At 70.0% G+C, this 15,983-nt stretch carries 19 protein-coding genes; 16 read left to right on the forward strand and 3 right to left on the reverse strand.

The genetic code is table 11. The features are described 5' to 3' along the window. Nucleotides 1-870 (forward strand): DUF2189 domain-containing protein, encoded by an 870-nt coding sequence (locus tag ACPP3B_RS02970; RefSeq protein WP_424859664.1) that lies wholly within the window; start codon nt 1-3, stop codon nt 868-870. Here ACPP3B_RS02970 and ACPP3B_RS02975 read toward each other — a convergent pair. Next, the gene (locus tag ACPP3B_RS02975) at nt 860-1,855 is read right to left on the reverse strand and encodes an MDR family oxidoreductase (RefSeq protein WP_299018921.1); all 996 of its coding nucleotides are present in this window, start codon (nt 1,853-1,855) and stop codon (nt 860-862) included. The two genes, ACPP3B_RS02970 and ACPP3B_RS02975, sit on opposite strands and share 11 nt — an antisense overlap. 123 nt (nt 1,856-1,978) lie before the next feature. Here ACPP3B_RS02975 and ACPP3B_RS02980 point away from each other — a divergent pair, with 123 nt between their 5' ends. From ACPP3B_RS02980 to coq7, 6 genes are all read left to right on the forward strand, one after another. Continuing rightward, nucleotides 1,979-2,491: a hypothetical protein gene (locus ACPP3B_RS02980; protein ID WP_424859665.1), complete on the forward strand. Its 513-nt coding sequence runs from the start codon at nt 1,979-1,981 to the stop codon at nt 2,489-2,491. 527 nt (nt 2,492-3,018) lie between these two features. Then, nucleotides 3,019-4,323: a TolC family protein gene (locus tag ACPP3B_RS02985; protein WP_424859666.1), complete on the forward strand. Its 1,305-nt coding sequence runs from the start codon at nt 3,019-3,021 to the stop codon at nt 4,321-4,323. Between the two features lie 2 nt (nt 4,324-4,325). Continuing rightward, entirely contained in the window at nt 4,326-5,729 is a 1,404-nt protein-coding gene (locus ACPP3B_RS02990; RefSeq protein WP_299019290.1) for a multicopper oxidase family protein, read from the forward strand. Next, a complete protein-coding gene (locus tag ACPP3B_RS02995; RefSeq protein ID WP_299019288.1) occupies nt 5,713-6,243 on the forward strand; it encodes a cupredoxin domain-containing protein in 531 nt (176 codons plus the stop codon). The genes ACPP3B_RS02990 and ACPP3B_RS02995 overlap by 17 nt, the downstream gene beginning before the upstream one ends. Then, the gene (locus ACPP3B_RS03000) at nt 6,240-6,965 is read left to right on the forward strand and encodes a DUF411 domain-containing protein (protein WP_424859667.1); all 726 of its coding nucleotides are present in this window, start codon (nt 6,240-6,242) and stop codon (nt 6,963-6,965) included. Before ACPP3B_RS02995 ends, ACPP3B_RS03000 begins: the two co-directional genes overlap by 4 nt. A gap of 14 nt (nt 6,966-6,979) precedes the next feature. Continuing rightward, nucleotides 6,980-7,654 (forward strand): 2-polyprenyl-3-methyl-6-methoxy-1,4-benzoquinone monooxygenase, encoded by a 675-nt coding sequence (gene coq7, locus ACPP3B_RS03005; protein WP_424859668.1) that lies wholly within the window; start codon nt 6,980-6,982, stop codon nt 7,652-7,654. A gap of 26 nt (nt 7,655-7,680) precedes the next feature. Here coq7 and ACPP3B_RS03010 read toward each other — a convergent pair whose 3' ends face one another. Beyond that, entirely contained in the window at nt 7,681-8,133 is a 453-nt protein-coding gene (locus tag ACPP3B_RS03010) for an OsmC family protein (protein ID WP_299019284.1), read from the reverse strand. A gap of 245 nt (nt 8,134-8,378) precedes the next feature. Between ACPP3B_RS03010 and ilvA the strand changes: the two genes are divergently transcribed. Continuing rightward, on the forward strand, nt 8,379-9,974 hold the full coding sequence (gene ilvA, locus ACPP3B_RS03015) for a threonine ammonia-lyase, biosynthetic (RefSeq protein WP_424859669.1): 1,596 nt from the start codon (nt 8,379-8,381) through the stop codon (nt 9,972-9,974). A 9-nt stretch (nt 9,975-9,983) separates the two neighbouring features. On the opposite strand, the gene ACPP3B_RS03020 is transcribed toward ilvA, so the two are convergent. Beyond that, nucleotides 9,984-10,475, reverse strand: a complete 492-nt coding sequence (locus ACPP3B_RS03020) for a type II secretion system protein N (RefSeq protein WP_424859670.1) — start codon at nt 10,473-10,475, stop codon at nt 9,984-9,986. Between the two features lie 21 nt (nt 10,476-10,496). On the opposite strand from ACPP3B_RS03020, the gene gspG reads away from it, so the two are divergent. The 8 genes from gspG to gspN are packed head-to-tail and all read left to right on the forward strand — an operon-like array spanning nt 10,497 to nt 15,979. Beyond that, nucleotides 10,497-10,973 carry a type II secretion system major pseudopilin GspG gene (gene gspG, locus ACPP3B_RS03025; protein WP_424859671.1) on the forward strand — a complete coding sequence of 159 codons (477 nt, stop codon included), beginning with the start codon at nt 10,497-10,499 and terminating at the stop codon, nt 10,971-10,973. Next, nucleotides 10,948-11,454 carry a pilus assembly FimT family protein gene (locus tag ACPP3B_RS03030; protein ID WP_424859672.1) on the forward strand — a complete coding sequence of 169 codons (507 nt, stop codon included), beginning with the start codon at nt 10,948-10,950 and terminating at the stop codon, nt 11,452-11,454. Before gspG ends, ACPP3B_RS03030 begins: the two co-directional genes overlap by 26 nt. Further along, entirely contained in the window at nt 11,451-11,849 is a 399-nt protein-coding gene (locus tag ACPP3B_RS03035) for a type II secretion system protein (RefSeq protein WP_424859673.1), read from the forward strand. The genes ACPP3B_RS03030 and ACPP3B_RS03035 overlap by 4 nt, the downstream gene beginning before the upstream one ends. Further along, complete coding sequence (locus ACPP3B_RS03040; protein WP_424859674.1) at nt 11,849-12,472, forward strand: PulJ/GspJ family protein; 624 nt, start codon at nt 11,849-11,851, stop codon at nt 12,470-12,472. The genes ACPP3B_RS03035 and ACPP3B_RS03040 overlap by 1 nt, the downstream gene beginning before the upstream one ends. Continuing rightward, the gene (gene gspK / locus ACPP3B_RS03045; protein WP_424859675.1) at nt 12,472-13,437 is read left to right on the forward strand and encodes a type II secretion system minor pseudopilin GspK; all 966 of its coding nucleotides are present in this window, start codon (nt 12,472-12,474) and stop codon (nt 13,435-13,437) included. Before ACPP3B_RS03040 ends, gspK begins: the two co-directional genes overlap by 1 nt. Nucleotides 13,438-13,467: 30 nt before the next feature. After that, nucleotides 13,468-14,700, forward strand: coding sequence for a hypothetical protein (locus tag ACPP3B_RS03050; protein ID WP_424859676.1), 1,233 nt, complete (start codon nt 13,468-13,470; stop codon nt 14,698-14,700). Then, on the forward strand, nt 14,697-15,212 hold the full coding sequence (locus tag ACPP3B_RS03055) for a hypothetical protein (protein ID WP_424859677.1): 516 nt from the start codon (nt 14,697-14,699) through the stop codon (nt 15,210-15,212). The genes ACPP3B_RS03050 and ACPP3B_RS03055 overlap by 4 nt, the downstream gene beginning before the upstream one ends. Further along, nucleotides 15,209-15,979 carry a type II secretion system protein N gene (gspN, locus tag ACPP3B_RS03060; protein ID WP_424859678.1) on the forward strand — a complete coding sequence of 257 codons (771 nt, stop codon included), beginning with the start codon at nt 15,209-15,211 and terminating at the stop codon, nt 15,977-15,979. The genes ACPP3B_RS03055 and gspN overlap by 4 nt, the downstream gene beginning before the upstream one ends. Nucleotides 15,980-15,983 lie beyond the last annotated feature (4 nt).

Genomic DNA, 15,983 nt, shown 5'->3' on the forward strand with positions numbered 1-15,983 from the left:
ATGGCCGTCACGCACCCCGAATCTGACGCGACGCCCGAGACGTCGTCGTCGTCGACCGAGGCCACTGCCCCACGCGAGTCGGTCTTTTCGCTGCCGCTGGCGTCGCTGCGGCCCAGCGACCCGCTGCGCTGGCTGGCGCTCGGGTGGCGCGATTTTCGGCGCTGCCCGCGTATTGGACTTTTCTACGGGGCGTGTTTCGCCCTCATGGGACAGGCGCTGTGGCAGGTGTTTCAGCATGCCCCCGCTTACGTACTGGCGCTCAGCGCCGGGTTTTTGCTGCTGGGGCCGTTTCTGGCGCTGGGGCTCTATGACGCCAGCCGGGCGCTGGAGCAGGGGCGGCAACCATCGCTGCGCGCGTCCCTCTTGGCCTGGCGTCCGACGCTGTCGACCATGGCCATCTTTGCCGGTGTGCTGTTGATCCTGGAAATGCTCTGGGGCCGCGCCTCGCTGGTGGTTTTTGCGGTCACGATGAACACCATGCCCTCGAACGAAAACATGCTGGCCGCGCTGGTGAGTCTGGACAACCTGGAGTTTCTGATCACCTATGTGATCGTCGGGGCGATCTTTGCCGGTCTGATCTTCGTCAGCAGCGCGATCTCGATCCCCATGATCCTGGACCGGCAGACCGACGCCGTCTCGGCCGCCCTGATGAGCTTTCGGGCCTGCCTGCAAAACCCGGGGGTGATGCTGCTGTGGGGCGCGCTGATCACGCTGCTGTGCGCGCTGGCGATGCTGCCCGCCTTTTTGGGGCTGTTGGTGGTGGGGCCCGTGCTGGGCCACGCCACTTGGCACGCCTACCGGCACATCGTACCGCCGCCTGCCACCGTGGCCGAAGGCGCCGGACCGGCGGCGGCCTCCGTCACGCGTTGACGTCGACCCGCAGCCGCCCCCGCACCCGGCCAGCGAGCACGTCGTGCGCGGCGCCGATGGCGTCGGCGAGTCCAATGGTCTGCGTCATGCGCGCCAGCACCGCCCGATCCAACTCCGCCGCCAGCCGCGACCATGCCTCGCGGCGCCGCGCCATCGGCGCCATGACGCTGTCGATGCCGTAGAGCGTGACCCCGCGCAGAATAAAGGGCGCCACCGTCGCCGGAAAGTCCATGCCCTGCGCGAGCCCGCACGCCGCCACCGCACCCCCATAGCGCGTGCTGGCACAGGCGTTGGCCAACGTGTGGCTGCCCACCGCATCGACGACGCCGATCCAGCGCTCCTTCTGCAACGGCTTGCCCGGCGCGGAAAGCTGGGCGCGATCGATGACGTCGGCCGCGCCGAGCGCGTGCAGGTAATCCGCCTCATGGGGCCGACCGGTGGAGGCCACCACCCGGTGCCCGGCACGCGCCAGCAGCGCGATGGCCACGCTACCCACGCCACCACCGGCGCCGGTGACCAACACGTCACCGCTGCCGGGCGTCACGCCCTGTGCCTGCCAGTGCGCCTGCAGCGCCATCACACACAGCATGGCGGTGTAGCCGGCAGTGCCGATCGCCATCGCCTCGGCCGCCGACAGTCCCGCGGGCAAGGGCTGCAACCAATTGGCCTTGACGCGCGCGCGCTGTGCCAGACCGCCCCAGTGCACCTCGCCCACGCCCCAGCCATTGAGCAACACCGCGTCGCCGGGTGCGAAGCGCGGGTCGTCACTCGCCTCCACCGTTCCGGCCAGATCGATGCCGGGCACCATCGGAAACTGCCGCACCACTGGCGCGCGTCCCGTGATCGCCAGCGCGTCCTTGTAGTTGAGCGTCGAGTGCGACACGCGCACCGTCACATCGCCCGGCGGTAGGCGCTCCTCGGGCAACTCGGCCAGCGTACAGCCATAACCAGCGTCGGTTTTGTCGATCAGCAGGGCTTTGAACATGGCAGCAGCCACTCCATGACACGATCCTGGGGCATTGTGGCACATCGACGGTGGCGGGGCGAATGCCCCCGCGTCACCTGCGTACCACCCCAGCCTGGCAGGGGTGGCCTACCATGCGGGTAGATGAGCCGTCCCTCCTCCTCCACCACCGCCGCTAGTACCCCCGATCCGGATGATCCCCGCACGCTGCCCGGGCTGCTGTGGTGGTTTGCGGCGTGCAATTTCGTCATCGGCACGGGCGCCTTTGGCATGTCGGGCTACCTGGGCCCGCGGCGCACGATCGCGCTGCTGCTGGGCATCCTGTCGCTGGTCATGGTGGCCGTGCCATGGACGGCCGGCCACCTGGCGTGGACGGCGGCCGTGTTTGCCGTGTGGACGGTGTGCGGCTTCGGGCTCATGACGCCGCAGCAATCCCGCCTGGCAGAGCTGGCCTTCACACAAGCCCCGTTGTTGCTGAGCGTGAATGCCTCCATGGTCTATATCGGCACGGCGCTGGGTTCGGCCATCGGCGGTGCCGCGCTGGCCGTCGTCGGCTTCGAACGCTTGTCCTGGCTGGGCGCACTATTCGTCGCAGCGGCGCTGGCCACGCTCGCGCTGCCGCCCGGCGGACCGCAGCGGCCGCGCCGCGCCGAATGAACTCGTCGCCCCCCGGACATCCGAAAGCCCGCTATCATCGCATTCATGCGGCGATGGATGCTTTGGTGCTTGCTGGTACTGCTGCCCTGGCGCTTGTGGGCGGCGGGCACCATGCCGCTGCAGCCGTGCGCCGCTGACGCGTCGGCCGGGTACGTCGCCGCCAGCATGGCACTGGCGCCAGCGCATGGCCCTTCTCACGCCGATCATGGATCGCTTCACGGCGCCCCTGAGGACGCCTCCGTGCAGCCATCCGCAGGCACACACGCGGGCTGTGACCCGTGGGCAGCTGCAGGCCATGCCGCGTGCGCTGTGTGTGACGTCTGTCACAACCCGCGGCTGGTCCTGTCTCACCCGGCCCGGGCGTCCGACAGCATCAAGCACCACTGGGCGCTGACCCAGGTGCCCCTGCCCCCCACCCTCCTTCCGGCACCGCCGCGCAAGCCCCCGATCGCCTGAACACCGCTGCACCGTCTCGGCCGCCTACGGGCTGCCGTGCGTTCTGAGGTTTTTTCAGGAGATCGACCATCATGCCGTACCCCCCGATGGGCTGGCGCCTGCTGGGCCTGTTGGCCCTGGCTTGGCTGCCGACCGCCCATGCCCAAGTCCACAGCCACCCGGCCCCCAAATCAGACCGGGTACCCGACACCCCACACACAGCGGCTGCGGCCCCTTTGCCCACTGCTGATCCGGCCGCCGCCTGGCGTGCCGCCAACGACACGGTGGGCGCGTTCCCGCGCGGGCATGCAGACCTGCTGCGCTGGGAACAGGCCCAGGGCTGGACCGGTGCGCCGGCCGACGACGAACCGCCGCGGGATCCGCTGACCCTGGACGCCGCCGTCCAGCATGCCCTGCGCGCCGATGCCGCCTGGCTGCTCATGCCCACCTTCAGCGAGCGCGAGCGGCGCCAGCGCGCCCAAGCCGCCACCCGCGTGGCGCTGGCGGCGCAAACGGCCTGGATCGACGCCGTGGCGGCGCGTGAGCAAAGCCGCCTGGCCGAACGGATGGCCGAGGCGGCCGACATCGGCCACGAGCTGGCTCGGCGCATGCACCAGGTGGGCCACTTCAGCGCCGAGCGCCTGCAGCGCGAGGCGCTGGTGCTAGAGAACGTGCAGGCACGTCTGCAGCAGGCACGCTGGCGCGAGCAACAGGCACTGCTTCGGCTGCGCCAGCGGCTGGGGTTGGCCGACCCACCCACGGCGCTGGCGCAACGCTTGCCCCTGACCTTGCCCGCCCCCCCTGCGCCCCCCGACGAGGGGCAGCGCCCCCAGTTGGCCACCCAACAGCGCGACCACGACCCGGCATGGGAGCAGGTGCGACAAGACGCCGAGCGGACGCGGGCCGCGCTGGCGCCGGCCACCTGGGCGCTCATCGAGCGCGCGCTGGCCGATGCGACCCGCGCTAACCTCGACGCCGCGCTGGCCGACCGCGATCCGCCCACGCGCCGCTGGCCCCACGCGTGGGGAGAAGCACTGCTCGCCCAGCAAGCGCAAGCGCAGCGGGCGCAACAGCTCGACACCGATCTCGAGCTGGCGCTCGCTGCAGCGCACCACCAGACGCAGCGCTGGCAGCAGACCCAGCAGCGCCTGCTCCCGCTGGCCCAAGCGCTCGAAGACGAAACCCTGCTGCGCGTCAACGGAATGCTGGCCAGCACCTGGGATTTGCTGGCGGCCACGCGCGAGCGCTTGGCCACCCAACAAGCCAGCGTGGCCGCCGCACGCGATGCCTGGCTGGCCTGGTTGGACTTGCAAGCGGTGCTGGCCGCACTGCCCTACACACCGCGCGCCGACGGCCCCGTCGGTGACGCCGCCACCCCCGCCGCGAAAGGACACTGATCATGCAACGACGTCGTTTTTTCACTCAAGCGCTGGTGGGCACCGCCGCGGTGGCCAGCGCCGCGGTGGGCCGCCACGCGCTGGCGGGTCTGCCCGAGCCCGTCATCCGCACGAGCACGGACACCGCCGCGCCATGGACGCCGCCGGGCGTGACTGGCGCCGGTCGACCCTACCGGCCCGTCGTCACCCTCAACGGCTGGACGCTGCCGTTTCGCATGAAGGACGGGGTCAAGGAGTTCCACCTGGTGGCCGAGCCCGTGGTGCGCGAATTCGCCCCCGGCTTTTCGGTCAACCTGTGGGGCTACAACGGCAGCAGCCCCGGCCCCACCATCGAGGTGGTCGAGGGTGACCGGGTGCGCATCTACGTCACCAACCGACTGCCCGAGCACACCACCATTCACTGGCACGGACAGCGCCTGCCCAACGGTATGGACGGGGTGGGCGGCCTCAACCAGCCACAAATCCCGCCGGGCCAGACGTTCGTCTACGAATTCGTCGCCCGCCGCCCCGGTACGTTCATGTACCACCCCCATGCCGACGAGATGGTGCAGATGGCCATGGGCATGATGGGCTTTTGGGTCACCCACCCCAAGGGCCGACACCCCTGGATCGCCGACGTCGATCGCGACTACTGCTTCTTGCTCAACGCCTTCGACGTCACGCCCGGAGCGCGCACGCCCAACGTCAACACCATGCTCGACTTCAACATTTGGGCCTGGAACAGCCGCGTCTTTCCCGGCATCGACCCGCTGGTGGCGCGCCTGGGCGAGCGGGTGCGGGTACGCGTCGGCAACCTCACCATGACCAACCACCCCATCCACATCCACGGCATCGAGTTCGAGGTCACCGGCACGGACGGCGGCCCCACGCGGCCCGAATCGCGCTGGCCCGAGGTCACGGTGGACATCGCGGTGGGCCAGATGCGGCAGATCGAATTCATCGCCGACGAGGAAGGCGACTGGGCCATGCATTGCCACAAGAGCCACCATACCATGGGTCCGATGGGGCATGGCGTGCCCACCATGATCGGTGTCGACCACCGCGGGCTGGTGCACCGCCTGCAGCGGCTGGTGCCCGACTACATGGTCATGGGCGAGCGCGGCATGGCCGACATGGGCGAGATGGAAATGCCGCTGCCCGACAACACCGCCCCCATGATGACGGGCCGCGGCCCCTATGGCCCGATCGAGATGGGCGGCATGTTCACCACCCTGAAGGTGCGGCGCGACCTGGCACCCGGCGACTACCGGGACCCGGGCTGGTACCGACAGCCGCCCGGCACCCAAGCCCGGCCCGCTGCCAACGTGGCTGCCCCGGCCGACGCGCGGTCGCCGCAGCCCGCGCCCGCCGCTGCCCCCTACGACGCCCGCAAACCCCAAGGAGCTCACCATGGTCATCACCATTGAACGTCTGGCGGCACTGGCGCTGGCCGCTTGGCTGCCCTTGAACGCCGCCGCCCACGGCCCCCAGGGCCACCACGGCAGCCATGGTGCCCCCGCGCGCGCCGCCATGCTAGCCGAGCAAAAGCCCTGGGGTATCGCTGGCGATCCGGCCCGCGTCAGCCGCACCATCGAGATCCGCATGAGCGACGACATGCGCTTCACCCCCGACCGGCTGACCGTGCGCGAGGGCGAGACGGTGCGGCTGCGCGCGGTCAACCGTGGCCGCGTCCTGCACGAAATCGTCATCGGCACGCCCGAGGAACTCGCCGCCCACGCCGAACTCATGAAAAAACACCCGGGCATGGAACACGACGAACCGTACATGGCACACGTGGCCCCGGGCCAGACGGGCGAGATCGTGTGGCATTTCAACCGCCCCGGTGACTTCGAGTTCGCCTGCCTGATACCGGGCCATTTCGAGGCCGGCATGGTCGGACGTATCCGGGTCGAACCCGCGCAGAAGGGGAACACGCGATGAAACGACGCGACTGTCTCAGACTGAGTGCAGGCTGGATCGCCGCCAGCGCCGCGGGGTTGGCGCTGGCACAAGCGCCCGAAGCCCCGCAGGTGGAGGTGTGGAAAGACCCCAACTGCGGCTGCTGCAACGACTGGATTCGCCACCTGCAAGCGCACGGGTTTCGGGTACGGGCGCACGACGTGGGCAACACCGCCGCACGCCAGCGGCTCGGCATGCCCCAGGCGCTGGGTTCGTGCCATACCGCACGCGTGGGGGGCTATGTGATCGAGGGCCACGTGCCCGCCAGTGACATCCAACGGCTGTTGCGCGAGCGTCCGGCGGCGCTGGGGCTGGCCGTGCCGCGCATGCCGGTCGCCAGCCCCGGCATGGACGGCCCCGAGTACGGTGGCCGCCGCGACCCGTACGATGTATTGCTGGTGCAGCGCGACGGCACTACCCGGGTCTATGCCAGCTACCACCAGACACAGGCGCCGACCGCTGCCACACCGGGGGCGGAGCCCGGTTGGGCCGACGGCGAGGTGCGTCGCCTCGACCCGAGCGCGGGCAAGATCACGCTGCGCCATGGCGAGATCGCCGAGTTGGATATGCCGCCCATGACCATGGCCTTTCAGGTGCGTGACCCGAGTATGCTGCAAGGCCTGCAAGTGGGAATGAAAGTGCGCTTTCGCGCCCAGAAACACCAGGGCGCGTATGTCGTGACCGAGATCAAACCCGCGCCATGACGGTTTGGGCTAGCATGCTTGCCATGACGACCGTGACCGACGCCTTGCTCATCACCGCGGACAACGCGCTGCGTACGCTGCTGGCCCCGCACCACGCGGCACGCCCCACACCGGGTGCCGCGTCGGGGCAACGTAGCGAGGCGGCGCCACTGTCGCCCGAGGAGCGGCGCTTGTCGGGGGCGCTCATGCGCGTCAACCACGTCGGCGAGATCTGCGCCCAGGCACTCTACACCGGCCAGGCGCTGGCCGCGCGCTTGGGACCGGGCGACGCCCGCACGCGCGAGCGCACCGCCCGCCATCTGGAGGCTGCCGCGCAGGACGAAACCGACCACCTGGCGTGGTGTCAGCAGCGGCTGGACGAACTGGGCGACCGCCGCTCGCTGCTGTGCCCGCTGTGGTATGCCGGGGCGCTCGCCATCGGCCTGGGTGCTGGGCTGGCTGGGCGCGGCATCAGCCTGGGCTTCGTGGTGGAGACCGAGCGCCAGGTCGAGGCTCACTTGGACGGCCACCTGGAGCGCCTGCCCGTGCCCGACCAGGCCTCACGCGCCATCGTGGCGCAGATGAAAGCGGACGAAGTCCGCCACGCACGCGAGGCGCAGCAGGCCGGCGGGGTCGAGTTGCCGGCCCCCGTCAAATGGGTCATGCGCGCCGCCGCCAAAGTCATGACCACGGTCGCGCACCGGATCTGACGCCGGCGCTCTGGCACCGCTGCCCGTCAAGCGACGTCGACCACCTCGTAGCTGGTGGTGATGGCGGCCGTTTTGCCCAGCATGATGCTGGCCGAGCAGTATTTTTCGTGACTCAGCGCGATGGCGCGCTCCACCGCAGTGGCCGGCACGCCCTTGCCGTGCACCACGAAGTGCATGTGGATGGCGGTGAACACTTTGGGGTCGGTCTCGGCGCGTTCGGCCTTGAGCTGCACCTGGCAGCCGCGCACGTCGTGGCGGCCCCGGCGCAGGATCAGCACCACGTCATAGGCGGTGCAGCCACCCGTGCCTGCCAGCACCAGCTCCATCGGGCGTGGGGCCAGATTGGCGCCACTGGTCTGCGGCTGGGCGGGGTCGACCGCGCCGTCCATCGCCACCACGTGCCCGCTGCCCGTCGCGGCCACGAAACCCATGTTCGAGCCGGCACCCAGGGCGCCGGTCCAGGTCACCGAGCATTCCATACGACTGTCTCCAGAACGACACGAGCACCGCCTCGTGACGCCAAAAATGTTGCACCGCAATATCAGCCAGCTATAATAGAGGGCGTGGGCGACGCGAAAAGCGCTCAGCCTCCAACGGTTGTCTCCTCTGCCCTCTATGGGTGGTTCCAAGCCCAGGCATCGCGCCTGGGCTTTTTTTTGAACACCGGCGGCGGGCCGCAGCGCCGACGGCACCTTATGATAGACGCAACGCTCACGTCATCGTCATGCCCGCCAAAGCCCCTCCATCTCACCCTGCTCTAGGCTCGGCCACCGAATTGACCCCGGCCGACTATCTGAAAAAGATCGTCACCGCGCGCGTATACGACGTGGCGCGCGAGACACCGCTGGAGCCCGCGCGCCATCTCAGCCGCCGCCTGCACAACAAGGTGCTGCTCAAGCGCGAGGACCAGCAGCCGGTCTTTAGCTTCAAGTTGCGCGGCGCCTACAACAAGCTGGCGCACCTGTCGCCCGAGGAGTTGCAGCGCGGCGTCATCTGCGCCTCGGCTGGCAACCATGCGCAAGGGGTGGCGCTGGGCGCGCACAAGCTGGGCGCGCGCGCAGTCATCGTCATGCCCACCACCACGCCACAGGTCAAGATCGACGCCGTGCGCGCGCTCGGTGGCGATGTGGTGCTGCACGGCGACAGTTACTCCGACGCGGCCCAGCACGCCACCGCGCTGGCCCAAGCGCAGGGGCTGACCTTCGTGCACCCCTTCGACGACCCGGACGTCATCGCTGGCCAGGGCACCATCGCCATGGAAATGCTGCGCCAACTGCAGGGCCTGGGGTCGAACCGGCTCGATGCCGTGTTCGTCGCCATCGGCGGCGGCGGCCTGATCGCGGGCGTGGTCAACTTCTTCAAGGCGGTGCGACCCGACATCCGCGTCATCGGCGTGCAAATGAGCGACTCCGACGCCATGCTGCGCTCGGTGCGCGCGGGCCAACGGGTGCAGCTGGATGAAGTCGGGCTGTTTTCCGACGGCACCGCGGTCAAGCTCGTGGGTGAGGAGACCTTTCGCATCGCACGGGAACTGGTCGATGACTATGTCACCGTCGACACCGACGAAGTGTGCGCCGCCATCAAGGACGTGTTCGTCGACACGCGCAGCATCGTCGAGCCCGCGGGCGCGATGGCGGTGGCAGCGATCAAAAAATACGTCGCCCAGCACAAGACGCGGGGTGAGACGTACGCCGCCATCCTGTGCGGCGCCAACATGAATTTCGACCGCCTGCGCTTCGTGGCCGAACGCGCTGAGGTCGGCGAAGAGCGCGAGGCGCTGTTTGCCGTCACCATTCCCGAGGAACGCGGCAGCTTTTTGCGCTTTTTGCAGGCCATCGGCAGCCTGCCCGGCGGGCCGCGTAACGTCACCGAGTTCAACTACCGCATCCATGACGCGCAGCAGGCCCACGTCTTCGTGGGCCTGACCACGCACGGCCGGGGCGAAAGCGCCAAGATCGCGGCGGCCTTCGAAAAGCACGGCTTTGCGACGCTGGACCTCACCCACGACGACCTGGCGCAAGAGCACATCCGGCACATGGTCGGTGGCCACTCGCCGCTGGCGCAGGACGAGCGGCTGCTGCGCTTCGTCTTTCCCGAACGGCCCGGCGCGTTGCTGAAGTTTCTCACCCTCATGCGGCCGAGCTGGAACATCAGCCTGTTCCACTACCGCAACCAGGGCGCCGACTACGGCCGCATCCTGGTCGGCCTGCAGGTGCCCCCAAAGGACGACAAGGCATTCCAGCGCTTCCTGCGCGAACTGGGCTACCCCTACGTCGAAGAAACCGACAATCCCGTGTACCGGTTGTTTTTGCGCGGGTGAGGAAATACCTCAACGGGGCGGTGTCGGCAATGCCAGCCGCAGCGCCTCGCCACCGCCCGTGGGTACCAGCCACACCTCGGTGCGCGCCACCCGCTCGAGGCGCCACCCGTCGGGCAACGTCGCCCCCACCCGGTAAGCACGGGCGACCATCCCGTCACGCGCCAACACGGCGGCGCCCGCCCCTTGGCGGTCGGCAATCACGCCCACCAAGCGCCAGCCCGCACCGCTGCCCTCAGCCGCCGCGGACACCGGCGCGGTGGCCGTTGCCGTGCTCGGCTCGACACCCAAGGCGCGCGCGATCCGCACCGGGTCGATGACCGGCTCGGATGTCGGCGGCAACGCCGACACGAGCGGCATCCCGGCTCCCCAGAGCCGTCCAGCCCAGTACGCGCCTTGCAGCCCCACCCCGAGCCAAATGGCAAGCGTCACCAGCGCCACGGCGGCGGCGCGACCGTGATGGCCTGCGTGGGGCCGCGGCAATCGGTTCAACGACGACATCACGCCGAGATTATGATTGCTTTCATGCTGCCTCCTGTCCCCACGCTCACCAACGTTCCCGTCTCTCTTGCCCGACGCCCGACGATCACGTCCGGGCAGCGCGGCTTCACCCTCATCGAGCTGATGGTGATCCTGGTCATCATCGGCGTGCTGGCGGCGCTGATTGTGCCCAATGTCATCGACCGGGCCGATGAGTCGCGCGTGACGGCAGCGCGCGCCGACGTCGCGAACCTGATGCAGGCGCTCAAGCTCTACCGGCTGGACAACCAGCGCTACCCAACGCAGGAGCAGGGCCTGCAAGCGTTGGTGCAACGCCCCACGAGCGGCCCGCCGGCACCCAACTGGCGCCCCTACTTGGAAAAATTACCTACCGACCCTTGGGGGCGTCCGTATCAGTATCTCAACCCCGGCGTGCACGGTGCGGTGGATGTGTTTTCGTTCGGCGCCGACGGACAACCCGGCGGCGAAGGCAACGATGCCGACATCGGCAGCTGGCAGTGACCGCGCCGCCGCATGCCGGCTGCGCACGCCCGTGGGCGCCCAGCGACCGAGGCAGACACGCTTGCCTGGCCCCAGCCGCGGCTTGACGTTGCTGGAGATGCTGGTCGTGTTGACCATCTTGGGCATCGCCATGGGCGGAGTCGCCTGGGCCTTGCGCGACACCGACCACAACCGCCTGGAACAGCAGGCGGTGCGGCTGCAAGCGCAACTCGAGGTGGCTCGCGCGCTCGCGCGCGCCTCGGCATCGACGGCGCGGCTGCGCTGGCTGCCCGACGGCTACGCCTTCGAGGGTTTGCCCGACAACGATACCGCGCTGCAGCGGCCCCAGCGCTGGATGGACGCGCACATCACCGCCCGCGAAACCAACGCGGTGGTGTTGGGCCCCGAGCCGATGGGCACACCCTGGCGCATCGAGCTGTCGCTGGGCGCCGCGCGCTTGGCGCTGGTGAGCGACGGCTGGTCGCCCGTGACCATCGAATGACTGCGATGCGCGCCGCGCCAGCCCGGGCCACCCATCGCCAGCGGGGGTTTACGCTGGTCGAGGTGCTGGCGGCGCTCACGGTAATGGCGGTGGCGCTGGCCGCTGGCAGCCAGGCGGCAGACGTGCTCGTGCGACTGGCCGAGCGCCAGACACAGCAATGGCTGGCCCAGCACTGTGCCGATCAAGCGCTGATCGCGCTACGGCTGGCACCCACCTTCCCCGAGCCGGGCCAGCGCTCGCTGGCCTGTGAGCAAGGCGGCACCGTCTTTGCCGTCGTGCTCGATATCGGCACGACGCCCAACCCCAGTTTTCGGCGCGTGCAAGCGCGCGTGGCGCCGGCGGCGCAGCCGCAGCAGACGCTGCTGCGTACCACCACCATCCTAGGCCGACACTGATGCGCGGGGAGCAGAACCGAGGCTTCACCCTGATCGAGCTGTTGGTCGCGCTCACCGTCTTGGCCCTGATGGCCGTGATGGGCTGGCGCGGGGTCGATGGCTTGCTGCGCACGCGCGAGACGGTGCAGACGCACACGGCCACCGTGCTCGGCTGGCAAACGGCATTGGCCCAATGGCAAGCCGACTGGGATGCCTGGGCCGCAGCGGCGGTCGACCTCGGTGACGACGTGCCGCGCTGGTCAACCAGTGGGCAGACGGTACGCCTGCTGCGCCGCAGCGTGGCCGATGCGCAACACCCGCCTGGCTGGCAAGTCGTCGCGTGGGCGGCGACGGATGGCGGCACCCGCTGGACGCGCTGGCAGTCGCCCGCGCTGACCGATACCATGCAACTGGCGCAGTACTGGGCCGCTGCCCCCCAGCGCGTGCGCGACGATGGTGTGCGCACCGTGGCAATCGATGGCTGGAACCTGCAGGTGTGGACCGACGGCGCGTGGCAGCCCGCCGCCGACACCCTGCGGCCCGTCGCCGTGCGACTGGCTTTGACCCCGCGGACGCCTGGCCCCTTGAGCGGCCCGGTGCAGGTGGACTGGCTGGCCCCCTGGGTGGCCGGAGGCAAGCGCTAATGCGGCGCCCCCGTGCTCTGCGTTTCCAGCGCGGTGCCGCGCTGCTGATGGCCATGCTGACCGTCGGGCTGGTGGCCGCGCTGGCGGCAACCGCCTACTGGCAACAATGGCGGGCCTGGGCCGTGGAGCGCGCCGAGCACGACCGCGCGCAAGCAGGCTGGTTGCTGACGGGTGCGCTGGACTGGGCGCGCTTGATCGTGCGCGAGGACGGGCGCGCCAGCTCGGTGGACCATTTGGCCGAACCGTGGGCGCTAGCGCTACAACCCACCCGCCTTGCCGCCTTTCTGGAACGACCCTCTGATGGCGGCGACGAGGCGGACGACGCGTGGCTGGCCGGGCGCATCGAAGATGAACAAGGCCGCCTCAACTGGCGCAACCTCATCGAAGTGGTGGGCGCTCAGCCGCGGGTGGTGGCGGCTGAGCGAGCCCGGTTCGAGCGCTTGTTCGTCCAACTCGGCCTGCCTGCACGAGAACTGGAAGCGGTCATTCAGGGCCTGCTGCAAGCCTGGCGCGCACCCGACGATGCGATGGCGCGTCCGCTGCGCCCCCAGCGGCTGGCTGATTTACAAACGCTGGGCCTGTCGGTATCGACGCTGCGCGCGATCGAGTCGCTGACCACCTGGCTACCCGCGGCCACGCCGCTCAACGCCAACACAGCGCCGGCGCTGGTGCTGCAGGCCGCCGTGCCGGGGCTGGATGCGGGCGCTGCCCAGCGGCTGATCGAGCAACGCGCACGCCAACATTTCGCCACCACCGAATCTTTCCTAGCTGCACTGGGCCGCGCGGGGCAATCGCTCGATCCGACCCGCTGGAGTGTGGCGAGCCGCTATTTTCGGGTGACAGGGCGCGTACGCGTGGGGGATCTGGAGGTCGAACAGCGCGCGCTGCTCGAGCGCGATGGCACCCGCGTGCAGATCGTGTGGCGCGAGCAGCGTCCCATCCCCACAGTGGTCAACGTCGAGTGATATGCTTGCCGCGCTCCACCGTTCAACCTCATGTTGCTGATCCGCCCGACGCCAGCCTCCTCTTCGACGGCGACCGCAAGCGCGCGGTCTGAGGCCCCCGCGTCGTGGCAGTGGGCGCGCAGCCTCGATGGCCAACGCATCGACGCGCACGGACAAGCGACGACGAACGAGCTCGACACGCTCGACACATCGGGCGGGTGCATCCTCGTCGTGCCCATCGACTGGCTTGCGTGGCACCGCGTGCAGCTGCCCCCCGGGCGTGCCGCCCGCCAAATTGCCGTCATCGCCGGCCTGATCGAAGACGCGGTGCTCGACGACCCGGCGATGCTGCACATGGCCCTGGAGCCACCCGCCCTGCGCGGGGCGGGACCGTCGTCCGCCTCGTGGGTGGCGGTGTGCCGCCGCGACGCGTTGCTCGCCGCGCTGCAGCCCCTGCTGGCGCGTGGCTGGCCAGTGCGTGCCCTGGTGCCCGAGCTGGCGCCGGGCCCGGACTGGGTGGTTTGGGCGCACGGCGTCGAGGGCGAGCCGCACATCACGCTGGCCGGGCCCGCGGGGGTGCTGACAGTGGCACTCGACGACGTCGCGGGCCAGCTGCCACTGGAGGCCACACCGCGCCATGTCTGGGCCGAGGCAGCGACACTGAACGACGCGCAACGACACCTACCCACGCTGAACTGGGCCCTGGCCCCCACGGCCCTGGTGTGGCTGCACACGGCCGAGCAGGGCTGGAACCTGGCGCAATTCGACCTGCGCGGCCGTGTGGGCCAGGCCGCTTGGCAGCGCGTGACCCAGTGGGCGCATGCGTGGTGGCACGCGCCGGCATGGCGACCCGCTCGGTGGGGCACCGCACTGCTGTTGGCCACGCCTGTACTGGCGCTGCCTGCGCTGGCGTGGCACCACCATCGCGTGGAGCGCATGCTGCGGGCCGAGCTGGACCAGCGCGCCCGTCAGGCCCTGCCGGGCGTGCCGGTGCTGCTGGACCCCGTGCGGCAGGTGCGCCAGGCCCTGGAACGCGAGCACGCACGCACGGGCACCCTACCCCCCCACGCCGTGGAACGCCTGCTGCACCTATGGGGCGGCAGCGACGGGCTGCCCGCCGTGCGCTCGCTGTCGGTGGACGGCAGCCAGATCCGGCTGCAAACCGAAGGTCCGGCGGAAGCGCAACGACTGCGCGACGCCCTAGCCCCGCACGGCTGGACCGTGACGCCAGACGCCGACGGCAGCTGGGCCGTGGCACCCGAGCGTACGGAGATGGCACCATGAGGTGGCGCGAGCGCCTGCGGCCGTGGGCCGACCGACACCGGCCCGGGCCGCCGGAAAGCGCGGGCCGACACCGGCTGACCGCCCTGTTGGCTGCCGTGGGCGTGGCCGCGGCTGCCTTGGCGATTGTCTATCCCGCCTGGCAGCAGATCGCCCAAAGCCCGGCACGCCAGGCACGTTGGCTCGAGGCCATCGCCGTGCTCGAGCGCGACGCTCGCGCGTTGGCACAACTGCGCTCTCTGCCCGATGCGCCCGCCGCCCAGCTCGACCCGACGGCGCTGTCGGCCGAGCTGCAAGTGCGCAGCCGCCGCTGGCTCGGTGCGTCGGCGCGCGTGGCGTCGGTCGGCGACGGATGGGAAGTCACGTTCGACGCGGCCACACCCGGCGGTCTGGCCGACTGGTTGATCGACGTGCGCCAAACACTGGGGCTGAGGCTGGTCCGCGCCCAGTGGGAGCGTCACGCGGGCCACTGGCGCGGCACGGCGGTCTGGCAAGCCACGGGGGCCGTGCGATGAGCCACCCGTGGCGGGCATCGGTGGCGGCCCTGCTGCTGGGTGTGGCCATCGGCAGCATCGTCTTTGCGCCCGCGCGCTGGTGGGCGGTGGCAGCGCAGGCGCTCACGCAGGGGCGCATCCAGTTGTGGCACCCGCAAGGCAGCCTCTGGCACGGACGCGCCGACCTGCGCCTGCGCGGTGACGGCGGCGAGTTGACCTTGCCCGGCGGCATCGCGTGGCGCATTGGCTTTGCGGTCGAGCCCTCACCCGCGGTGGTGCTGGATCTGCATCTGCCATGCTGTGCGGCGCAACCCTGGCACTGGCGCTGGGGGCACAGCGATGAAGGCTGGCGCCTGGAGAGCGCCGTGCACCACAGCACCTGGGACCTGGGCTGGTTGCGTGCGCTGGGCTCGCCATGGAACACCTTGGCGTTGGAGGGGACGCTGCGAGGGGAGGTGGGCCCCGTGCGATGGACACTCGACCAACCCTCGCGGGTGCAAGGCGAATGGCGCGCCGACGTGTTGGAGCTATCCTCGGCCGTCTCCACCGTGCGCCCACTCGGTAGCTACCGCTTACAAGGAACGCTCGCTGGCCCCGCCGGACCGGCGCTGACGCTCGCCACCCTCTCGGGCGAGCTGCGCCTGGAGGGCCGAGGCGGCTGGCGCGGCGGGCGCTTCTGGTTCGACGGGCTGGCCCAGGCCGCTCCCGAACGGCTGGATGCGTTGTCCAACCTACTCAACCTGCTGGGCCGACGCGACGGTGCGCGCGCCCATTTGCGACTCGGATGACCAC

This window comes from Tepidimonas sp. HKU77 (assembly GCF_049728535.1).
Classification (GTDB): domain Bacteria; phylum Pseudomonadota; class Gammaproteobacteria; order Burkholderiales; family Burkholderiaceae_C; genus Tepidimonas.

Coding starts and splice junctions, on each gene's coding strand:
- ACPP3B_RS03040 (WP_424859674.1), top strand. CDS start 11,849: ATGCGCGGGGAGCAGAACCGAGGCTTCACCCTGATCGAGCTGTTGGTC.
- ACPP3B_RS03055 (WP_424859677.1), top strand. CDS start 14,697: ATGAGGTGGCGCGAGCGCCTGCGGCCGTGGGCCGACCGACACCGGCCC.
- ACPP3B_RS02970 (WP_424859664.1), top strand. CDS start 1: ATGGCCGTCACGCACCCCGAATCTGACGCGACGCCCGAGACGTCGTCG.
- ACPP3B_RS03000 (WP_424859667.1), top strand. CDS start 6,240: ATGAAACGACGCGACTGTCTCAGACTGAGTGCAGGCTGGATCGCCGCC.
- ilvA (WP_424859669.1), top strand. CDS start 8,379: ATGCCCGCCAAAGCCCCTCCATCTCACCCTGCTCTAGGCTCGGCCACC.
- gspG (WP_424859671.1), top strand. CDS start 10,497: ATGCTGCCTCCTGTCCCCACGCTCACCAACGTTCCCGTCTCTCTTGCC.
- ACPP3B_RS02985 (WP_424859666.1), top strand. CDS start 3,019: ATGCCGTACCCCCCGATGGGCTGGCGCCTGCTGGGCCTGTTGGCCCTG.
- ACPP3B_RS02990 (WP_299019290.1), top strand. CDS start 4,326: ATGCAACGACGTCGTTTTTTCACTCAAGCGCTGGTGGGCACCGCCGCG.
- ACPP3B_RS03035 (WP_424859673.1), top strand. CDS start 11,451: ATGACTGCGATGCGCGCCGCGCCAGCCCGGGCCACCCATCGCCAGCGG.
- ACPP3B_RS03050 (WP_424859676.1), top strand. CDS start 13,468: ATGTTGCTGATCCGCCCGACGCCAGCCTCCTCTTCGACGGCGACCGCA.
- ACPP3B_RS03030 (WP_424859672.1), top strand. CDS start 10,948: ATGCCGACATCGGCAGCTGGCAGTGACCGCGCCGCCGCATGCCGGCTG.
- coq7 (WP_424859668.1), top strand. CDS start 6,980: ATGCTTGCCATGACGACCGTGACCGACGCCTTGCTCATCACCGCGGAC.
- ACPP3B_RS02980 (WP_424859665.1), top strand. CDS start 1,979: ATGAGCCGTCCCTCCTCCTCCACCACCGCCGCTAGTACCCCCGATCCG.
- ACPP3B_RS03010 (WP_299019284.1), bottom strand. CDS start 8,133: ATGGAATGCTCGGTGACCTGGACCGGCGCCCTGGGTGCCGGCTCGAAC.
- gspK (WP_424859675.1), top strand. CDS start 12,472: ATGCGGCGCCCCCGTGCTCTGCGTTTCCAGCGCGGTGCCGCGCTGCTG.
- ACPP3B_RS02975 (WP_299018921.1), bottom strand. CDS start 1,855: ATGTTCAAAGCCCTGCTGATCGACAAAACCGACGCTGGTTATGGCTGT.
- ACPP3B_RS02995 (WP_299019288.1), top strand. CDS start 5,713: ATGGTCATCACCATTGAACGTCTGGCGGCACTGGCGCTGGCCGCTTGG.
- gspN (WP_424859678.1), top strand. CDS start 15,209: ATGAGCCACCCGTGGCGGGCATCGGTGGCGGCCCTGCTGCTGGGTGTG.